Origin of the sequence: Methylophilus luteus (assembly GCF_042676265.1) — a bacterium.
GTDB lineage: Bacteria > Pseudomonadota > Gammaproteobacteria > Burkholderiales > Methylophilaceae > Methylophilus > Methylophilus luteus.
Window position 1 is genome coordinate 960,638 of the sequence record NZ_JBHTKB010000001.1, and the last position, 20,890, is coordinate 981,527.

15 protein-coding genes are annotated in these 20,890 nt (G+C 52.9%); 4 read left to right on the top strand and 11 right to left on the bottom strand.

What is annotated here, in order from left to right; genetic code table 11:
- Nucleotides 1–17 precede the first annotated feature (17 nt).
- From ACFQ1Z_RS04335 to mutL, 3 genes are all read right to left on the bottom strand, one after another.
- Nucleotides 18–566: a PEP-CTERM sorting domain-containing protein gene (locus ACFQ1Z_RS04335; RefSeq protein ID WP_379055917.1), complete on the bottom strand. Its 549-nt coding sequence runs from the start codon at nucleotides 564–566 to the stop codon at nucleotides 18–20.
- Between the two features lie 210 nt (nucleotides 567–776).
- Complete coding sequence (locus ACFQ1Z_RS04340) at nucleotides 777–1,712, bottom strand: 5'-nucleotidase (protein WP_379055918.1); 936 nt, start codon at nucleotides 1,710–1,712, stop codon at nucleotides 777–779.
- 26 nt (nucleotides 1,713–1,738) lie between these two features.
- Complete coding sequence (mutL, locus tag ACFQ1Z_RS04345; protein ID WP_379055919.1) at nucleotides 1,739–3,628, bottom strand: DNA mismatch repair endonuclease MutL; 1,890 nt, start codon at nucleotides 3,626–3,628, stop codon at nucleotides 1,739–1,741.
- 131 nt (nucleotides 3,629–3,759) lie between these two features.
- Here mutL and ACFQ1Z_RS04350 point away from each other — a divergent pair, with 131 nt between their 5' ends.
- Nucleotides 3,760–5,283: a helicase-related protein gene (locus ACFQ1Z_RS04350; RefSeq protein WP_379055921.1), complete on the top strand. Its 1,524-nt coding sequence runs from the start codon at nucleotides 3,760–3,762 to the stop codon at nucleotides 5,281–5,283.
- Between the two features lie 1,137 nt (nucleotides 5,284–6,420).
- Here the strand turns inward: ACFQ1Z_RS04350 and ACFQ1Z_RS04355 are convergent.
- Both ACFQ1Z_RS04355 and tsaE read right to left on the bottom strand, forming a co-directional pair.
- A complete protein-coding gene (locus ACFQ1Z_RS04355; protein WP_379055923.1) occupies nucleotides 6,421–7,770 on the bottom strand; it encodes an N-acetylmuramoyl-L-alanine amidase in 1,350 nt (449 codons plus the stop codon).
- The gene (gene tsaE / locus ACFQ1Z_RS04360) at nucleotides 7,761–8,219 is read right to left on the bottom strand and encodes a tRNA (adenosine(37)-N6)-threonylcarbamoyltransferase complex ATPase subunit type 1 TsaE (protein ID WP_379055925.1); all 459 of its coding nucleotides are present in this window, start codon (nucleotides 8,217–8,219) and stop codon (nucleotides 7,761–7,763) included. The genes ACFQ1Z_RS04355 and tsaE overlap by 10 nt, the downstream gene beginning before the upstream one ends.
- On the opposite strand from tsaE, the gene queG reads away from it, so the two are divergent.
- Complete coding sequence (gene queG, locus ACFQ1Z_RS04365) at nucleotides 8,218–9,324, top strand: tRNA epoxyqueuosine(34) reductase QueG (protein WP_379055926.1); 1,107 nt, start codon at nucleotides 8,218–8,220, stop codon at nucleotides 9,322–9,324. The genes tsaE and queG overlap by 2 nt on opposite strands.
- Before the next feature lie 76 nt (nucleotides 9,325–9,400).
- Here the strand turns inward: queG and ACFQ1Z_RS04370 are convergent, their stop codons facing one another.
- The 5 genes from ACFQ1Z_RS04370 to glgC form a co-directional block, all read right to left on the bottom strand.
- Nucleotides 9,401–10,180, bottom strand: a complete 780-nt coding sequence (locus ACFQ1Z_RS04370) for an Lcl domain-containing protein (RefSeq protein WP_379055928.1) — start codon at nucleotides 10,178–10,180, stop codon at nucleotides 9,401–9,403.
- A gap of 116 nt (nucleotides 10,181–10,296) precedes the next feature.
- Complete coding sequence (locus ACFQ1Z_RS04375) at nucleotides 10,297–11,235, bottom strand: ROK family protein (protein ID WP_379055929.1); 939 nt, start codon at nucleotides 11,233–11,235, stop codon at nucleotides 10,297–10,299.
- On the bottom strand, nucleotides 11,228–12,685 hold the full coding sequence (gene malQ, locus ACFQ1Z_RS04380) for a 4-alpha-glucanotransferase (RefSeq protein WP_379055930.1): 1,458 nt from the start codon (nucleotides 12,683–12,685) through the stop codon (nucleotides 11,228–11,230). The genes ACFQ1Z_RS04375 and malQ overlap by 8 nt, the downstream gene beginning before the upstream one ends.
- A 75-nt stretch (nucleotides 12,686–12,760) precedes the next feature.
- Nucleotides 12,761–14,467, bottom strand: coding sequence for a glycoside hydrolase (locus tag ACFQ1Z_RS04385; protein ID WP_379055931.1), 1,707 nt, complete (start codon nucleotides 14,465–14,467; stop codon nucleotides 12,761–12,763).
- Between the two features lie 145 nt (nucleotides 14,468–14,612).
- Nucleotides 14,613–15,932 carry a glucose-1-phosphate adenylyltransferase gene (gene glgC / locus ACFQ1Z_RS04390; protein WP_379055933.1) on the bottom strand — a complete coding sequence of 440 codons (1,320 nt, stop codon included), beginning with the start codon at nucleotides 15,930–15,932 and terminating at the stop codon, nucleotides 14,613–14,615.
- 236 nt (nucleotides 15,933–16,168) lie between these two features.
- On the opposite strand from glgC, the gene glgB reads away from it, so the two are divergent.
- Together glgB and pgi are read left to right on the top strand one after the other, a co-directional pair.
- A complete protein-coding gene (gene glgB / locus ACFQ1Z_RS04395) occupies nucleotides 16,169–18,385 on the top strand; it encodes a 1,4-alpha-glucan branching protein GlgB (RefSeq protein WP_379055934.1) in 2,217 nt (738 codons plus the stop codon).
- A gap of 122 nt (nucleotides 18,386–18,507) precedes the next feature.
- A complete protein-coding gene (gene pgi / locus ACFQ1Z_RS04400; RefSeq protein WP_379055935.1) occupies nucleotides 18,508–20,160 on the top strand; it encodes a glucose-6-phosphate isomerase in 1,653 nt (550 codons plus the stop codon).
- Nucleotides 20,161–20,232: 72 nt separating this feature from the next.
- Here the strand turns inward: pgi and ACFQ1Z_RS04405 are convergent, their stop codons facing one another.
- Complete coding sequence (locus ACFQ1Z_RS04405) at nucleotides 20,233–20,877, bottom strand: response regulator (protein ID WP_379055937.1); 645 nt, start codon at nucleotides 20,875–20,877, stop codon at nucleotides 20,233–20,235.
- Between the last annotated feature and the right edge of the window lie 13 nt (nucleotides 20,878–20,890).

Here is a 20,890-nt window from a genome sequence, read left to right on the forward strand (position 1 = left end):
GATGCGAATCGGCTTAATCAAGGTAAACGATGACGTTTCGCCAGTCCTATAACGCACAACCCGGCTAGCAATAGCATATAGCTTTCAGCTTCAGGCACAGGTGAGAGGATAAGCTTAGGTGGCAACTGAGGGCCGGTCAGCGGGCCTTCCCGCGGCGGCAAAGGGTGAGAAACGCCATCAAACTTGATAGAGCCGGAAAAATCCATACGCTGGTCTGGAATAAAATTGATCCGTCCACCGCCAATGAGATTGAGGATGCCAGAGAAGTCGATTTCGTTTGCTTTCAGCGTAGTATCCGCTACAAACAGATTTAAATAGCCAGCAATATTGATAGAGCTGTTCGCAATAATGGAGAAAGAAGCATTTTGGCTATTGCCAAAAATATCAATGCCACCGGAAGAAGTGATACTCAAGGAAGACAAGTCAAATATATCGCCGTCATTCACATATAAGGTCTCTCGCTGATCCACAATCAAGGGCGACCCAGCAGCTGGCATCACCAAGGCATGACTAAGATTGCTCAGCAAAGCCAAGTTAACCAGCAACACTGTTTTTAATATATTCACATTCACTCCCGATTAATTTTTCATTGTTATCAATTAGAAAAATATCAGAAATGTGCTGCTTAAAAGATGACTTTTTGATGAAAGCAGGACCAGTTTCAGAGTGAATGCCTATGGCGTAAGCGCCTTAAAAGCATACGCCAGGCTTAGTCTGTTAATTGGATATCGATTTGACGCTGAGAGCAGCATTACAAATGCTGGGTTTGCTATGCTTTATTTAGCTTTTTTATTCGCCACGCCAAACGGGATATGCACCATAGGAATATCTCCCGCAGAAGATTGCAAATGGCTACGCTGATCATCAAAGAACATATGCGGTTTTAACACTGAGAGTATCCTGGCTTTTTCCATGCCGCCCAGAAAAAACGACTCATCTGCAGAAACACCCCATTCTTTTAAGGTGGTGACGACTCGCTCATGTGAGGGTGCATTTCTGGCGGTGATAATGGCGATTCTGAGTATTTTTTTATAACTGGGGTTTTCTTTCAGCAATTTATCTTCCAGCTGTTGCATAAAAGATAGCTTTTTAAACAGATCAGCCAAAGGCCCGGCCTGATGCGGGATAGCCTGTTTCTCGACTTCGTGCGCTTCAAACTCGTTGAGATCATTATTCATTTTGAAAACGGCTTCAGCTTCGTCATCCGCAATCACGCCATCAAAGTCAAACGCTATCCTTAATTCAGTGTCGGCTTCATCATCGTAGACTTTGGATGGCAGCACCACGCCTGCTGGATAATCCAGATCTATCGCGCTTTGTACGTCTTCTTCATTCGCACTCAGGAATAATGATGTATTGAACGCCGGAATATATTCATGAGGAGACCTGCCGGTCATAAAACTGGCGCGGCTGATGTCCAGCCCATAATGCTGTATAGATCTGAACACGCGCAGCCCGGTCTCTGGTGAGTTTCTGGATAACAGCACCACTTCTACCGGTAATTCTGCAGGGAAGGCCTGGTTAATTGCCAGAAACCTTCGTATAAAAGGGAATGCCACACCTTTAGCAAAAGGAATATCAATATTGGTCTCCTGGTGCCTGCGATATTCCTCTACGCCTTGCGTCTTATAGATTTCGTGGGATTCAGTTAAGTCAAATAAAGCACTTGAAGCAACACTAATGACTAATTTTTTATCGATTGGATAGGCCATCACATCTTATTCTTATAAGCAACGCGTTACTGCCCACGCATAAACATCTTGTCCAGATCATTCAAACTCACCTGAAACCAGGTCGGCCTGCCGTGATTGCACTGCCCGCTTCTTTCTGTTGCTTCCATATCCCTGAGCAAGGCATTCATTTCCGTGGTGCTGAGCTGGCGGTTGGCCCGAACAGCCGCATGGCAAGCCATGGTGCCTAACACTTCATTTTGCCGTTCCAGCAGCACCCTGCTGGCACCATACTCATGCAGATCACGCAATACAGCGCGTGCCAATGACACCACATCGGCATCCTGCAGCATGGTTGGGACGGCACGGATAGCGATGGTGGTCGGCGATAAAGTCGCCATATCAAAACCCAGCTGTTGCAAGGTATCGCTGCCTTGCAGCGATTGCAGCGTGGCGACTTCGACCTTTTCTGCATAAAAGCTCATGGGGATCAGCAGCGGCTGCGTGGCTATGGCTTGTTCGCTGAGGGCGTTTTTCAGGCGCTCGTACATGATACGTTCATGCGCGGCGTGCATATCGACCACCACCATACCCTGGGCGTTTTGGGCCAGGATATAGATACCGTGCAATTGGCCCAGGGCAAAGCCTAATGGATATTGTTGCGGTTCTGGCGCGGGTTCCGGGACTAGTACTGCTTCAGACAGCGATATCGGGTTTAAGTAGTCTTCAGCCGCATGCGTTGGCTGCGGGTTGCCCAGAGCACTGATATCGGTCGCTTTCAGGTCACCATAAAGCTGGCCGTAAAACTGCTGGGCGATCGCTTCGCCCTGGTTGGCGACATTATCAGCGCGGTAGCCGCCATCGAATACCGAGCGGCTCTGCAATGGCATTTCGACTTGCTGCCGCGGCATGGATAAGCCTGGCGTGAACGGGTTGAATGGCGCTTGCACCGGCTGGCTGGCTTGAATCTCGGCCGAAGTCTTGCCCAGCGCTTTGTGCAGGCTATGGAAAATAAAGCGATGCACGGCCTGTGATTCACGAAAACGCACTTCGGTCTTGGCCGGGTGCACATTCACGTCGACTAGCGACGGCTCCAGTTCCAGAAACAGCACGAATGCCGGGTGTTTATCGCCATGCAGTACGTCCTGATAAGCCTGCTTGATGGCGTGCGCGATCAGTTTGTCACGCACAAAACGGCCATTCACAAACACATATTGTGTATCGCGGCTATGGCGCTGGTAGGTCGGTGAGGCAGTCATGCCCCACAGGCGCAGACCACTGCTCTGTTCATCCAGCCACACGCTTTGCGCGGCAAACTCGCTACCCAGTACATCGCTGATACGTTGCTGCGGCGTGCTGGCGGCCAGCCGCATGATGGCTTTGCCGTTATGTTGCAGCAAAAAGCCAATTTGCGCGCGCGACAGGGCGATACGGGTAAAGGCATCTTCACAATGGCCGAACTCGGTATTCTCGGTTTTGAGGAACTTGCGACGCGCCGGAGTGTTGAAATACAGGTCATGCACCTCGACGATAGTGCCTGCATCAAGCGCTGCCGGGCTCACAGGCTGGCCTTGTGTGCCTTCGGCGCTGATCTGCCAGGCGTGGCTGGCAGCCTGCTGCCGGCTGGTGAGCACAGTGCGTGAAATAGAAGCGATACTGGCTAGCGCTTCACCACGAAAACCCAGGCTACCCACCTGCTCCAGGTCATCCAGGCTTTGAATCTTGCTGGTGGCGTGGCGGGTCAGGGCCAGTTCCAGCTCATCTTTGGCAATGCCGTGGCCGTTATCGGTGACTTTCAGCAGTTTGGTGCCGCCTTGTATCAGGGCCACCTGGATCTGGGTGCTACCGGCATCTACACTGTTTTCAAGCAGCTCTTTGAGCGCCGAAGCCGGGCGCTCAACCACCTCGCCAGCGGCGATCTGGCTGATAAGTTGATCGGGTAATAATTTGATTTGCATCTCGCCATTCTAAAGGAAACTCGCAAGTAAATGGCTAGATGGGCAAATTTCTGCGTTGCATGCGCCTGGCCATGGATGCCGCGGCTACACTAATTTCTGGCTTGCAACACTGTTTTGCTAGAATAGCTGCCATGTCGCTTTCTGATTTCCAGGCCTACCTTTCCCGCTACGCCCTCGCCCGCCAGCTAAAACGCCAGCACCACTTTTATGTGGGCCCGACCAACTCAGGCAAAACTTACCAGGCGCTGGAAACTTTACGCAAAGCCGAGTCTGGCGTATATCTCGCGCCCTTGCGTCTGCTGGCGATGGAGATACGCGACAGGCTGATGCAAGCCGGCGTGCCATGTAACCTGGTGACCGGCGAAGAGCGCGTCATTATGCCAGGGGCCAGGCACACAGCCTCCACCATAGAAATGCTGCGGCCAGATCATGCGGTTGATGTCGCCGTGATAGACGAGATCCAGATGCTGATGGACCCTGATAGAGGTAGCGCCTGGACGGCCGCCTTAGTCGGCGTGCCCGCCAAACAGGTATTTATCTGCGGCGCCAATAGCGTGACTGCCAGTTGTACCCGCGTGCTTGATGCGCTCAATGAGCCCTACACCCTCACCCACCTGCAGCGCATGACACCATTGGTGATAGAAGACGCTAGTATCTGTGGCGAACGTTACCACGCCGCCAAATTGCGCAAAGTATTGCAGGCTGGCGACGCCATCATTGCCTTCAGCCGCAAAGACGTGCTGACGCTGGCAGCGCGCATCCGTCAGTGGGGCTTCAATGTGGCCACCATCTATGGCGCACTCTCGCCCGAAGTACGCCGCGGCGAATCGGCACGCTTTGCCAGTGGTGATGCACAGATACTCATCGCCACCGATGCCATAGGCATGGGCCTCAACCTGCCGATCCGGCGCGTGATTTTTGCCAATATCCATAAATTTGACGGCGTGGCACCACGCCCGCTCAACGCGACCGAAATGCGGCAGATCGCCGGGCGCGCCGGTCGCCACGGCTTATATGAGACCGGCTATGTCACCGTGCTCGAAGATGACGAACAATGGCATTTAAATGAAATGCTGGCTTGCGATGACACCGTAGCCCCGTTTGCCCTGCCCATGGCGGTGAGTGGTGGCGATATAGAAGCACTGAGCCAGCGCATCCCCACCTGGCGCCTGGCGGAATGTGTAGCGCACTTGCACGCCCAGTATCAACGACAAGCCGGGCCTGAGGCTTTGCAATGGCAAGTCACCCCTTTGCAATACCAGCAAGCGCTATTGATAGATGAAACCGCCCCCAGGCTGTCCATGCGCGATAAATACCGCCTGATGTGCGCGCCGCTGGCGATACAAGTCCCTATCGCACGGGATTATTTTGTGCAGTGCCTGCAAGCCATAGCCGATGAGCGCCCGCGTGCCCTGCCGCTATTGCCGGAGTGGTTAAAAGGTCAGCAGGCGCAGTATCTGGAACAGGCGGAACTGATATGCCAGCATTTGAGTTTGTATAGCTGGTTGAGTTATCAATACCCGCAGGTTTTCCCGGACAGGGAGCTGGTGGATGACGCCAGAAAAACCTTGAATGGGTTTATCAGCCGGGCGTTGAGGGTGCAGGCGGGGTATGGCAAGACGCAACGGGAGACGGAATTGGCGCAATTCCGTTAGCATGGTTGTCGCTATCAGGCGCTAAGCAATCGCTTGCTAGCCACGGGAATGGAAGGCGCAACCTGGCTTGCGCCTGTGCCACTGAGATAAGAGTGCTTGGTATGCAAGCAGATGCTCGCAAAAAGCGGCCGTCATTCTGGCGTAGGGTGTAGCTGGGGCTTCTCTGAGCATACTCAGAGCCTGCGAAACGGTTGGCTTATGCAGAAGCCAACGCGCCCTGCAAGGGAGAATCCAGGCAACGCTAATGCTTAGCTGAGTAACCTTAGATAGTCCCTGGCTACGCACATGGTTAAATGAGTAATTTAGTAGGTATTTCTTTGGATGGTCAGTGCTCTGTTTGTGTTCTATTTCAGCGTTTTCTTTCGCCTCTAGGCGAGTTACTTTTCTTTGTTTGCCCAAAGAAAATGTAACCAAAAGAAATGCACCCTAGCATCCGCTTGTTTCCTGCGTTGCTCATCAAAATAAGCGGTCGCGAAACTCGCCCTAGCGGCCTGCACAGGACGCAGGCCACCGCGGAGCTCAGACAGTCGCTCCCTTCCTCCTTATTTTGACTCCGCTACTCGGCGCGTCAGATAGGGGCCCGTTTAAAACCACCACGATGACACAATGGCTGAACTCAATGGGCTGAGGGCGCTAAGCGCCTGTGCAATCTAAAACCAAACCCGCCAACAATCTTTCTGCTTTGTTTTTGATTTGTTATTGCGCTCGTCGAGCGGGATGCTATGTGAAGAGTCTCACCTCACTCACCGCGTGGTGTCTTTCCGGGTCCCCTATCTGACGCGCCGAGTAGCGCAGGCAGCGTGGGAGGGGTCGGCCAGCGTCTGTTCGAGTTCCGCGGTGGCTTGCGTTTTGTGCAAGCCGCTAGGGCGAGTTTCGTTGGACGCCCACGTTGACGAGCAACGCAGGAAATAAGCGGATGCTAGGGTGCCCTTTCTTTTGGTGCCTTTTCTTTGGGCACGCAAAGAAAAGGCACTCGCCTAGGGGCGAAATAAAAGGCAGATACAGCGCACTAAACCATCAAAGAATTACCTGATCACAATGTTCAGAAATTGCAACTAACCCATGCTTGCGCCTTGCCTGAAGCGCCATCGCCGGAGATTTCCGCCTGTCAGAAAAACAGCGCTTTAAACCTAACGCTTATTTTTTAGAAAACGAAGGATTCGTTGCTATATAGGACTTAACGCCCATTAAAATCGCATTCACCAGCTTATCCTGATAAGCATCATCATTCAGCCTGGCCTCTTCCTCCGGGTTGCTGATAAACGCCGTCTCCACCAGGATAGAAGGAATATCCGGTGATTTCAGCACCGCAAACGCGGCTTGTTCCACATATTTGGAATGCAAGGTATTGATCTTTGCGATTCGGCCAAGCACGCCTTTACCCAGGCGGATACTGTCGTGTATGGTCGCAGTCTGTGACAGATCCAGCAAGGTGCGCGCCAGATCCATATCACGCGTATCTATAGCCACGCCACCGATCAGATCCACCGCGTTTTCTTTCTTGGCCAGGTAGCGCGCACTGGCGCTAGTGGCGCCGCGTTCAGACAAGGCGAACACCGAGGAACCACGCGCGGTGCTGTTGATAAATGAATCGGCGTGTATGGAGATAAACAGGTCGGCTTTTGCGGCACGCGCTTTTTTGACGCGGTCGCCCAGGGGTACGAAGTAGTCGCCATCGCGGATCAGGATGGCTTGCATATTATCTTCAGCATCTATCTGCTGCTTGAGTTTGCGCGCGATTGCCAGCGTTATATGCTTTTCGTGGCTACCTTTGGAGCCTCGGGCGCCGGGGTCTTCACCGCCATGGCCTGCATCTACCGCAATGGTGATGATCTTTTGCCCTGGCCTGGCTTGTTTGAGCGGTTTTTCAACCGGCTTTTCAGCCGGTTTTTCCGCTGCTTTTTCTGCTGGCGGTTTGTCTGCGGGTTTTTCTGCAGCCGGACTGGTAACGGCTGGCTCTGCCGCTGGCTCGCTGGCAGGGGCTGGCTTTTCTTCCGCGCTGGCAGCTTCGGCCTCTTGCAGTTTTTTGCTATGCGCCAGGGCCGGTGAACCTAGTGGCGGCTCGTTCGTGGCGGTGGCCGGGGCAATGCTGATCGCCAGGCGTTGTTGCGAGTTTCCGGCATTCATGTCAGTGACTAACGGTTTGATGTCCGACTTGATATCGAACACCAGCCTGGTGGTATTTTCAGTGAACGGCGCGATGCGTATCCTGGAAAGATAAGGGTGCTGCGGGTCCAGTTGCGGCGGCAGTGCTTTCAGGGTCGGGCTGAAGGCGACGGTGTCCATGTCTATGACCACGCGAAACGGGTTATCCAGCGTGAATACCCGGTATTTGACCTGCTGGTCCAGCAACAACTCCAGATGCACCTGGTTGCCCTGCTGCTGCAGATTGGCCAGTATCACTTCAGCGGCCTGGGCCGACATGCTGAGTGCACATAACAAGGCGATCAGCCATAGGTGCAGTTGCTTAAAACGACTTACTGACATAAACCTTCCAATGATAGCGGTTGCTGGCTGGTGATATGCAGCACGCGCCCATGTGGCAAAATATCAAAACGGATCTCAATATCGGCGATTGGTAATAAAGCACCGGCATTCTCAGGCCACTCGACCATGCAGATGCTCGTGCTGTTGAAGTAATCCCTGAAACCGGCGGCTTCCCACTCTTCAGGGTCTTGAAAGCGGTACAAGTCAAAATGGTAACATGAACCGATAGCCAGGTTGTAAGGTTCTACTATGGTATAAGTCGGGCTTTTGACTTTGCCGACGTGGCCGAGTGCATGCAATATGCCGCGCACCAGCGTAGTTTTACCGGCGCCGAGGTCGCCATGCAGATAGATCACCTGCCCTGGCTGTAACTGCTTTGCCAACAGGCCTGCCGCATGCGTGGTGGCTGCTTCGTCTATTAAAATCTGTGTAGAATACGTTTCTGTCATGTCACACCATTCACATCCCGCTCCCATACACCTGCCTGATCATCATGCTGCCGAGAAAATGGCGGCCACGATCAAGGGCTGGGCGCGCGAATTGGGCTTTGGCAATATAGGCGTTACCGATACCGACCTGTCTGCCGCAGAGCCAGGATTTATGCGCTGGCTGGAAAAAAAATACCATGGCGACATGGATTATATGGCAAAACACGGCTCCAAGCGCAGCCGACCGGCAGAATTGGTGCCCGGTACCCTGCGCGTGATCTCGGTGAGCCTGAATTATCTGCCGGACGACGCCCAGGATGGCTGGAAGGTGCTGTCAGAGCCGGACAAGGCTTATGTCGCCCGCTATGCCATGGGGCGCGATTACCACAAAGTCATGCGGCAAAAACTGCAGCAACTGTGCACACGTATCAGTAGCACTTTTGGCAGTTTTGAATACCGCGTATTTGCCGATAGCGCACCGGTACTGGAGGTGGCGCTGGCGACCAAGGCTGGCGTGGGCTGGCGCGGCAAACACACCCTGCTGCTCAACCGGCAACAGGGTTCATGGTTTTTTCTCGGTGAGATCTACACCAACCTGCCTTTACCTGTAGACCCACCCACCAGCTCACACTGCGGCAGCTGTAGCGCGTGTATAGATATCTGCCCTACCCAGGCCATAGTCGCACCTTATGAACTCGATGCCAGGCGTTGCATCTCGTATCTGACCATAGAGCATAAAGGCAGTATCCCGTTGGCGCTGCGCCCGCTGATAGGCAACCGCGTCTATGGCTGTGATGATTGCCAGCTGATCTGCCCCTGGAACAAGTTTGCGGTTGCCACTGAAGAAAGTGATTTTGCCGTGCGCAATGGCCTGGACAGCACAGACCTGGTGACCTGCTTTGCCTGGACAGAAGCAGAGTTTCAGCAGCGCATGGCGGGCAGCGCGATCTACCGTATCGGCTATGTGCAATGGTTGCGCAATGTGGCCGTCGGATTAGGCAATGCGCCTACTTCAGCCGCAGTGGTCAACGCGCTTACAGCCAGGCAGCATGATGACAGTGAACTGGTCAGGGAGCATGTGCAATGGGCTTTAGAAATTCACAATAAAAATACTATTAATCAATAATTTAATAATTATTTATAAAGTAATTTATTAAAATAAAAAAGCTGGCCAAAGCCAGCTTTTTTAGATTGAAAAGTGCTCAGACCGACTGTTTGCGTCTGGCCATCAGCCCAAGCAAGCCCAGCCCTGCCATTAACATGGCCACACTATCCGCTTCTGGCACCGCAGTGACGGTTAACGCTGAAGTGACTGCCCAGACATAGGTATGTGAAGTCTTACTGAAGCCATCCATCTGCGTGCCATCATCGGTGGCAAATATCCAGGCACCACCTGGCGTTGCAGATTGCAATGACGACCAATAGATATCGTACACCTCGTTATCAAAATAAGCAGTATCAGGAATACCGTCTGCGTCTGGCTGGTAATTGCCCAGTTTATCTCTGACCCCCTTGCCACCCAGTTCATCGTAATAGAGTTTGGCCATCTCACCGGTGCTGGTGTCCACGTTATAACCACAATCTGTGCCATTAGTCGAATAGTTGCAGCCTGTGCTGCCAGTATCGATAATGGTTGGCAGGCGCCACTGGTTGGTGCCGGCGTAAGAGACGCTGTTTAAATAGCCAATAAAGGCGTTTGCCCCAACCCAGGTCGCAGCGCCGTCACTCTCAAAGTCGCCGGCGGTTAAAGCATAACTCCCGGAATAACTGCCTATGATCGCATTCACCACCGTTGAAAAGCCCTGGCTGTTGAACATAGACCCCAGCAAATTGGCATCTTTAGTCCAGCTGATGTCACCGGCACTGCTATACACCACTTCGCTGCCAGCTGAAGTGTAGTTTGTTAATGCTGCGTGGGAAGAACTACTGAATAAACCGAACACGACGACAGAAATAAAAGCCGCTTTATTATTTTTTTGCACGACCAGCTCCTCAAGAATTTTTTTTTAAGTTTTTGATTGAATCTTTAAAAAGCGATTCAATTTATCACAAAAAGCTTGTCCCAGTCACCTAAGCTAACAGGCAGGCTAACAGTCACCTACTCTACATGATCAGCGAGTAAGGCAGCGCCCAGTATGCCGGCATTATCTGCCGAGGATGTCAGGTGTATCTTGATCTTGTCGCGCAACACAGGGATCAAGTCTGTCTGCAAACGCTGGTTAAAGGCATCCTGCATCAGTGGCCAGGAAGAAACCACGCCGCCGCCTACCACCACGTGTTCCACATCTACAATATTAAGCGTCAGGGCGATCGCCTGCGCCAGCTTGGCACCAGCCAGCTGGAACACGGACTGCGCCTGTGCATAGCCCTGGTCAGCCAGCGTCGCTACTTCAAAAGCGCTTAACTGTTGCTTGCTGAGCCTGGCGTAGTTTTTGCCGATGGCAGTGGCAGAAGCATATTGCTCTACGCAACCAAAGTTGCCGCAACCGCATTCCGGCCCGCCGGGTTCGACGATCAGGTGACCTAATTCCAGGGCATAACCATGGGCGCCCGCCCAAACCTGGCCAGCAGTGACCAGCCCGCCGCCTATGCCGGTACCCAGGCCAGCGTAGAGCAGACCGCCGTCAGGCCGGCCTAACAGGCAATACTCGCCATAAGCCGCAGCATTGCCATCATTGGCCACCAACACCTGACGCCCTAGCAAGCGCGATAGATCCTGGCCGAGGTTGACATTGAGCAGCCCGGGAAAGTTAGGTGATTGTGCCAGCACCCCGCTTTGCGGATTGATAAACCCGGGGAAACCTATGCCTATGGACTGGATAGCCGGATATTTTTCCAGCAGTGGCTGTATGGCCTGGGCAGTGACCTGCAATATCTGTTGCCAGGCCTGGTCCGGCGCGTGTTGCTGGCATATAGCGGAATAATTGGCCTGAAAGCGGGTATCTTCAACTAAGGCCAGGTCTGAAAAAACGCCTAATCTCAAGTTAGTACCGCCTACATCCAGCCCCAGGCGTAAAACGCTAGCAGCTTCAGGCATAGGCGCGGCCGCTTTCTTTCACCAGTTGCTTGAAGGCGGTTATCTTGTCATCGGTCAATTGTTCCCAGTGCATGCGCCAGGCCCAGTTATTGATACTGGTGCCTGGCGTGTTCATGCGTGCGCTGCCATCCAGGCCCAGAATATCCTGCATGGGCACCACGGCCAGAAAAGCAATGCTGTTCAAGGCCAGCCGCATCAGTGCCAGTGGCATGTCAGGACTTGCCTGCTGCAGATAGTCATGCAGATGTAAACGTGCGCCCTCTTCAACCTCCTGATACCAGCCCAGGGAGGTATCGTTGTCGTGGGTGCCGGTATACATCACGCTGTTTTCGTCTATATTTTCCGGCAGGTAGGGGTTATCGTAACCACTGCCAAAGGCGAATTGCAGGATCTTCATGCCTGGCAGGTCAAACGCGTGGCGCAAGGCATCGACATCTTCGGTGATGATGCCCAGGTCTTCGGCCACCAGGCTCAGCTGGGGAAAGGTCTGTATGATGGTTTGCAACAAGGCGTGGCCAGGAGCAGGCTGCCAGTAACCATTGATGGCGGTCGGTTCGCTGGCGGGGATCTCCCACGCCGCCTGCAAGCCACGAAAATGGTCTACGCGCACGATATCAAACAGCTTGGACTGGGTCTGGATGCGGCCCAGCCACCACGAGAAACCATCTGCCTGCATCAGCTCCCAGTTGTAATGCGGATTGCCCCAGCGCTGGCCGGTGATGGAAAAGTAATCCGGCGGCACGCCGGCCACTACCGTCATATTGGAATCGGCATCCAGCTTGAACCAGTGCGGGTGTGCCCAAACATCGGCACTGTCATAAGCGACAAAGATAGGGATATCGCCAAAAAGCTTGATGCCGCGCTGGTTGGCGTATATCTTGAGCTGCTCCCATTGCTGGAAAAATATGTATTGGGTGAACTTGATCAGGGTCAGTTTTTCCTGATGGGTTTCGGCAAATGCCTGCAAGGCCTGTGCATCGTGCCTGCGGTAAGCCTCTGGCCACTCGTTCCAGCTTTTATAGCCATGCTGTTCGCGCAGGCTCATAAACAGGGTGAAGTCTTCCAGCCAGTATTGCTGCGCCTGACAAAACCGGGCAAAGCCAGACCAGCTCAGGCCATGACCATCCACTTTGGAGATGGCGCCATTTGACTGCACACGCAACATCACTTTGGCGAACAATTCGGGTTGTGACAGGTTGACCTCATCCGGCAGGCACCAGCCTTCGTTCAACAACTGTTTGACGCTGATCATGCCGGTGTGCCCGGCATGCGCCGACACGCTCTGGTAGGGAGACTGGTCTTCATGCGGCAAGCTGACCGGCAGAGTCTGCCAGATGGTCACTTCCATATCCGCCAGATGATTCACAAAACGATACGCATCCGGGCCAACATTACCTTCCGGTAACGAGGTGATATGCATCAATACACCAACTTGTCTGGATTGCGTCATATTGTTCTTATTGAATAAGGGGAGATGATGATGAAGTTAATCGGGAAATCTGATCAGGTCGTTTTTAATGCCTGATCAGGACGTTCCTCTACGCATGGTGCCTGCATTTTCAGAGTTACCGCCACCATGACTGATAGACTGAGACAAATTATCAGGCGGGACTAAACCCAGCAGATGATAGAGATTGCTCAGGTTGCGGCGGTAGAGCTTGTCAAAACTGGTGACGCTTTGCGCATTGTTGTAATCACCAAACCACCAGAACCAGTCTGAGCTTTCGCAGACAGATAGCTGTTGCTGACACTTTTCTCTGGCTGACAGTGAAAGCTTGTGCACATGCTGGTCATACTGGCGCTTGGCCTCGCACAACAGGTCCCAGGCACGGTTCTTGGCCGGCTCGCCTATCCAGGTGCTGAAGGTGCCGTGCACCCAGCTACCGGCGCAAATATCTTGCAATAGTTTGGGCGGTGGTAATACTTTCGACTTCTGCAAAGCAACAATATCGCTAAATGTGGTCATCTGAATCAGCGGGTGACTTGCCAGGGCCTGGTATAACTCATTCAAGAAGTAATAGCCGTTGTAAGGGTAGTATTCCCAGGCATTTTCACCATCGAGAATAACGCTGACCACCGGCGTACTGTCTTCGCTATTGGCATGAATGGCTTCCAGCGATTGCACAAAATCATGCACCGCTTCGCTGGCATATTGTTTGGAGTATTCAAACCCGATTTTGTCGGATAGCTGGTCATCGCGGAAAAAGCAGACGATGTCCTGCTGGCCATTAGTCACACGATAAGGCTGGTACAAATAGTCGTTCGCTGTCTCATGTTCTAACCCCAGCGCTTTCAGACTATTAACCAGCACGCCCTGCCCGGTAGCTGCCCAGGCGACATCTTGCTCTGCAAGTAAAGATAAAGCCGCATGCGAGACCGCACCTTCAGCTGGCCACATGCCTGTGGATTTTTGCCCGAACACTTTCTCATGAAACACCTTGGCTGCTTCTACATGGGTGATCGCACGCGTATGCCCATCCGGGTAATTGGTCGATTTAGGCAGAGGCGCATCCGGCATTGCGTCTTGCGTACTGTTGAGATCAATCAACAATGGCAGGATAGGATGGTAGTAAGGTGTGGTGGTGAGTTCGATTTGCCCCTTGGCAACTAACGCCCGGTAGCGCGGCAAAATACCCTGCAGGGTTTCACTGAGCACCTCCAGCAACGCTACCCGGTCTTCCAGCGTGAAAAGCATGCCTTTTTTCATCAGGCGCTGTATCACTTTGCTCTTGCGGCGCAGGCCTTCTCCCGTCCACGCCAGGTGGTACCATACCAGCAGGTCCGCCTTGTACTGTGCGGATAGATAATGAAACTGCCCGGACTTCATCACCGGCTCTACGATCTCATACAGGTGCAACAGGCGCTGATAATGCGGGAAAGGGCTCAGCATCTTCTCATGGTGGGCCTTAAAGCAGCTATCTACGATCAGCTGGCAATCGGCATCGGTGATATGATCAAGATCAGGGCTGGCCAGCAGGCGCAACAGCGGGTCGCGCCACTGGCCGATACGCGATTGCTCGGCGTAATCCTGCAGTTGTTCGACCAGGATAGGCACAAAATTGAAAGTCACCCTCGCCGCGGCATTCTGCTCAAGATGGTAGGCCATGTCGCTGTAATCTTTCAGCGCATGTAAATATGTCCATGGCAGCACATATTCACCGCTGACCTGGTCGCGGTAATCTGGTTGATGCATGTGCCAATACAGATTTAACAGCAGTTTTTTATCGGACATACATATACCTCATTTCAAATTCGACCTACTTTATTTTTTTGGAAGCTCTGATCAAAACCCGCTGCGTCACCATACTCGTTGATTTTATTTTAAAGCCTGCCCATGCATGCCGCGTCAAAACAGGCATGTCACAGGCCGGTATTCACTATTTGACTCTATACAGATCCTGGCCCAGCATATCCGGCGTCACCAGTACTATGCCTTTTTCTGATACGTAAAAGCGCTTGCTGTCACGCACCAGGTCTACACCTATCTCCATGCCGGCCGGGATATCACAACCGCGATCTATCACCACATTCTTTAAAATCACGCCCTCGTTGATCTTCACCTTGGGCAGCACTACCGCGCCATCGAGGTCGCAATAATCCGCCACATGCACACCGGAGAATAAAACCGAGTTTGAGACGCTGGAACCACTGATCAGGCAACCGCCCGAAACCAGGGAGTCAGTCGCCTTACCGGTGCGTCCTTCGTCTTTGAAAACGAATTTAGCCGGTGGCAATTGCTCCTGGTAAGTCCATATAGGCCACTCGCTGTCATACAAGTTCAATTCCGGAATGACTTTTGTCAGCTCCATATTGGCTTCCCAATAGGCATCTATGGTTCCTACATCGCGCCAGTAGTAGCCGTTCTCGAGCGCGCCCACGCAGCTATCGGTAAAGCGATGCGCCTGCACCCGGTATTTGTTGATGATGTATGGGATGATGTCCTGACCGAAATCGTGGTGCGAGTTGCGGTCATACGCATCGCGTATGAGCTGCTCGTACAAGAACTTGGCATTGAAGATATAAATACCCATGCTGGCAAAAGCCTGGCTGGGGTCATTCACCATAGGCTTGGGATTAGCCGGTTTTTCATCAAAGGCGACCACGCGGTCAGAGGCGTCTACTTCCAGCACGCCAAAACCCTTGGCATCTTCCAGCGGCACATTGATGCAGGCGATGGTCATATCCGCATTGCTGCGCGCATGGGTGGCCAGCATCTTGCCGTAGTCCATTTTATAGATATGGTCACCGGCCAGCACCAGGATATATTCACCGCCATTTTCGCGCAGCAAGTCTATATTCTGGTAAACCGCATCTGCCGTGCCCTTGTACCACTCCTCACCCAGGCGCTGCTGGGCGGGGATAATGTTCACATACTCGTTGAATTCACCGCGCAGAAAGCCCCAGCCGCGCTGTACGTGCTGGATCAGGCTTTGCGCCTTATATTGGGTGGCGACATTGATACGGCGTATACCGGAGTTGATGCAATTTGAAAGCGGGAAATCGATGATGCGGAACTTGCCGCCGAACTGCACAGCGGGTTTCGCGCGCCAGTCAGTCAGGTTCTTCAACCGGCTGCCACGGCCGCCGGCGAGGATGATGGCGACGGTATTTTTGGTCAGGGTACTGATAAACCGGTCGGAATGCCGTTCTTGCCGCCGGGTATATTTTCTGCGTTCAACAAATTCTGCTTGAGACATGATGCCTTTTCCTTATTTTCCTGATTCCAAAAAATCAGCCTGCAGCAATGCACAGCGACGAATTGTAAAGGCAATATAACGCTTGTTAACTGCAGGTTTGACATCCACAGTCTGCATGATAATGCGGGCAAAGACAACGATATTTCCGCGCTAAACAGCGTAAAACTTCACTTTTTTTGTTAGGATGGCTGACTTTTTTTGTTAGGATGGGTGTTAGTCAAACGGACCTTGCCAGCATGACAGTCAAATTAGCTCCACCGAATCACACAAATAACCAGCACCTGCAACGCATACTTGATGCGACTCACCACGACCCTTTCCAGTTCCTGGGCATACACCAGGATACCGTAAACGGGCCATGGCTGGTGCGTGTGTTCCAGCCCAATGCCGGGCAAGTCTGGGTCAAGGTCGATGACGACTGGCAAGCGATGACCTTAGTCGACAGACACGGCTTATTCGAGTTTTCGTCCAAGGTCGCCATCGCGGCCCCGGTGGCATTACGCATACAGCCGCATGGCCAGACCAGCTTTTATGAGACCAGTGACACCTACTGCTTCGCCAGCACGGTGACGCAAGAAGAACTCTACCTGTTTGGCGAAGGCCGCTTACTCGAGGCCTACAATACCCTGGGCGCAGTGCCCATGACCTTGCAAGGCGTACCCGGCGTCAGGTTCGCCGTATGGGCACCCAGTGCCGAGCGCGTCAGCGTGGTGGGGAGTTTTAACCAGTGGGATGGCCGCGTGCATGCCATGCGTGTGCTGGGCGGCAGCGGCGTGTGGGAACTGTTTATCCCCCACCTGACAGAACATGATCTGTACAAATTCGAGATACGCAACCGTGAGCATGGTTTCGTCGTCATCAAAGCCGACCCTTACGGCAAGGCTTTCGAGCCCAGGCCAGGTGCAGCCAACCGTATCAGCCACAGCCAATACCAGTGGCAGGACCAGGACTGGCTGCAGCAGCGCCAGCAATATGATTGGCTGCATCAGCCTTTCAACTGTTATGAAGTGCATCTGGGCAGCTGGCAACGCGATGAAAATGGTCATTTCCTCAGCTATCGCGCCCTGGCAGATGCGCTGATCCCGCATTTGACCAGCATGGGCTATACCCATATCGAACTGCTGCCTATCGCCGAGCACCCGCTCAATGAATCATGGGGCTACCAGGTGACCGGCTACTTTGCGCCTACCCAGCGCCATGGCAGCCCTGACGACCTCAAATACTTTATAGACCGCTGCCATGCTGCCGGTATCGGCGTCATTCTCGACTGGGTGCCTGGGCATTTCCCCAAAGATGACTGGGCGCTGGCGCGCTTTGATGGCACCGCCTTGTATGAGCATGCCGACCCCAGGCTGGGCGAACACACCGACTGGGGCACCTATATCTTCAATTACGGGCGCAATGAAGTGCGCAACTTCCTGCTCAGCAACGCCTATTACTGGATAAAGGAATTCCATATCGACGGCTTGCGCGTAGACGCGGTGGCTTCCATGCTCTACCTCGATTACTCGCGCAAAGAAGGTGAATGGCTGCCTAACGCCTACGGCGGGCGCGAGAACCTGGAAGTGATAGAGTTTCTCAAGCAACTGAACACCATGGTCGGCGAGCGCTTCCCCGGCGCACTGGTGATCGCGGAAGAATCCACTTCCTGGCCGGCGGTGTCACGCCCGGTCTATGCTGGCGGCCTGGGTTTCAATATGAAATGGAACATGGGCTGGATGAATGATGTCCTTACCTACATGCAGCTAGACCCTATCTTTCGTCAGCATCACCACAACCGGCTGACGTTCGGCCAGATGTATGCCTATTCAGAAAACTTTGTGCTGCCTTTCTCCCATGATGAAGTGGTGCATGGCAAAAAATCCCTGCTCGGCAAAATGCCGGGTGACAGCTGGCAGCAGTTTGCCAACCTGCGCCTGCTGCTGACTTTCCAGATGACCATGCCGGGCAAAAAACTGAACTTCATGGGCAACGAATTCGGCCAGTGGCGCGAGTGGAACGTCAATCAAAGCCTGGACTGGCACCTGCTCGAAGAAAGCCATCCCGGCCATGCCATGCACAGGGGCGTGCAGTCACTGGTGCGTGACTTGAACAGCCATTACAAGCAACGCCCTGCCTTGCACGCGCATGACTTTGACCAGCAGGGCTTTCAATGGCTAGATTGCCAGGATAGCGGTCAGTCGCTGCTGAGTTATATTAGGCGCGGCAATGATAATAGTTTTGTTATAATAGTACTGAATTTCACACCAGTGCCGCGCCTGCAATATCGTCTGGGCGTGCCACAAGCCGGTGTCTATAAAGAAATATTTAACAGTGACGCAGCTTGCTACGGCGGAAGTAACGTAGGCAATGGCGACAGCTGTCACAGTGCCCCGGTTGCGTGGATGGATCATGCTGATTCTATCAGCATAAACTTACCGCCACTGGCAGGTGTCATACTTCAGTTACAATAACTGGCTACACTGTAGCAAATACATAAGCGCCTGCAGGCCAGCGATGAAAATCGCGCTGCAGGCGCTATAAAACGAATCGACTTAAAATTTAATTGACTTGAAAACTAAAGCAACAACATAACATGGCTAAATTAACGACGCACCCTAGCTGGCACGCGCTGAACCAGCATCAAAGTGATATCCGCAATGTTCAAATGCGTGATCTGTTTAAGCAAAACGCAAAACGATTTGAAGAATTCAGTTTAGATGTAGATGGCATTCTGCTCGACTACTCCAAACACCGTATCACCAAAGAAACCTTATCCCTGCTGTTTCAACTGGCACGTGACTCCAAAATAGAAACCTGGCGTGACCGCATGTTTTCCGGTGAAAAGATCAATATCACCGAAAACCGTGCCGTGCTGCATACCGCGCTGCGCAATCGCAGCAACACGCCGGTAGCCGTCGATGGCAAGGACGTGATGCCGGAAGTGAATGCCGTGCTGGCGCATATGCGTACCTTCACCGAGCAGGTGCGTAACGGCCAGTGGACTGGTTACACCGGCAAACGTATCACCGATATCGTGAATATCGGTATCGGCGGTTCCGACCTCGGCCCGGTCATGGCCTGCGATGCACTCAAGCCTTATGCCAGCCCTGATTTAAAAGCACATTTCGTCTCCAACATCGATGGCGCTCACCTGGTGCGCGCGCTGGAACAGTGCGACCCGGAAACCACGCTGTTTATCGTGGCATCCAAAACTTTCACCACCCAGGAGACCATGACCAATGCACATTCCGCACGTCGCTGGTTCCTGGCTGCAGCCAAAGATGAGCAGCACGTAGCCAAGCATTTTGTCGCCTTGTCGACCAATGCCAAAGCGGTAGAAGCTTTCGGCATCAACACTGACAATATGTTTGCCTTCTGGGACTGGGTAGGCGGCCGTTATTCGCTGTGGTCTGCCATAGGCTTATCCATCGCCCTTTACGTGGGCATGGACAATTTTGAACAGTTGCTGGCCGGCGGTCACGCCATGGACAAACACTTCCAGGAAGCGCAGCTGGAACAGAACATGCCGGTGATTATGGCATTGCTGGGCATCTGGTATAACAACTTCTTCCATGTAGACACGCATGCGATCTTGCCTTACGACCAGGGCATGTCGCGTTTTGCCGCCTACCTGCAACAGGCAGATATGGAAAGTAATGGTAAATTCATCTGCCGTGACGGCAGCCGTGTCAGCTATAAAACCGGCCCGGTCATCTGGGGCGAAGCAGGCACCAATGGCCAGCATGCGTTTTACCAGCTGATACACCAGGGCACACAGATGGTACCGGCTGATTTTCTGATGCCGGTGAAAAGCCATTACCAGGTCGGCAGCCCGGATGACCAGCACCACAAGATCCTGCTGGCTAATTTCCTGGCGCAGACCCAGGCGTTGATGCTGGGCAAGACACGCGAGGAAGCCCGTGCAGAGCTGGCACAACAGAACATGAGCGGCCAGGCGCTAGAAGACCTGTTACCGCACAAAGTATTTGAAGGTAACCGCCCTACCACTTCTATCATGTTCGAGCAGTTGACTCCATACACATTGGGCAAACTGATCGCCTTGTATGAACACAAGATCTTTGTGCAGGGCATTATCTGGGACATCAACAGCTATGACCAGTGGGGTGTGGAATACGGCAAACAGATCGCCAGCCAGATCCTGCCACTGCTGATCAGCGCTGAGGCGGTGACCAGCTTTGACAGCTCTACCAATGGGCTAATCAATTACTCCAAAAAAAATGCGTAATAAGTTTTGTAGATAATTGATTTAAAGAATAAAAAAAGGCCTTTAATAAGGCCTTTTTTTATTGCATTGATATTACTCGACCAACTGGTTCTTGATTGCGTAATGCGTGATCTCGGCATTGTGTTTCAAGTTCATTTTCTCGAGCAGGCGGGTGCGGTACATGCTCACGGTCTTCACCGACAAAGCCAGTTTATCGGCGATCTCGCTCACACTGAGGCCGGAAGCGATCATACGCATCACCTGGAATTCCCTATCAGACAAAGATTCATGCAAGGCGGCGGCATGTTCATTACCGACCTGTTCAGCCAGGATCTCCGCCACATTGGCGGTGATATATTTGCGGCCTTTGGCCAGGGTATGGATGGCAGTCAGCAACTCCTCCGACGCCGTATGCTTGCACAGGTAGCCGGAAGCACCCGAGCGTATCGAACGCACGGCATACTGGTCTTCCATATACATGGATAACATCAGGATATTCAGCGCGGCATTTTCGCGCTTGATCAGTTTAAGCGCTTCTATGCCGGTTTTATCCGGCAGGGAAATATCCAGCAGCATCACATCTGCCGGTATTTCGCGCACACATTTCAGTGCCTGTGCCACATTCTCCGCTTCGCCTACCACATCGATATCGCCGCTGGCGACCAGTATCTGTTTAATGCCAGAGCGCAGAATCGCATGGTCATCAACAATGATGACTCTGATTTTTTTAGTATCCAAGCTGTTGCCTCAC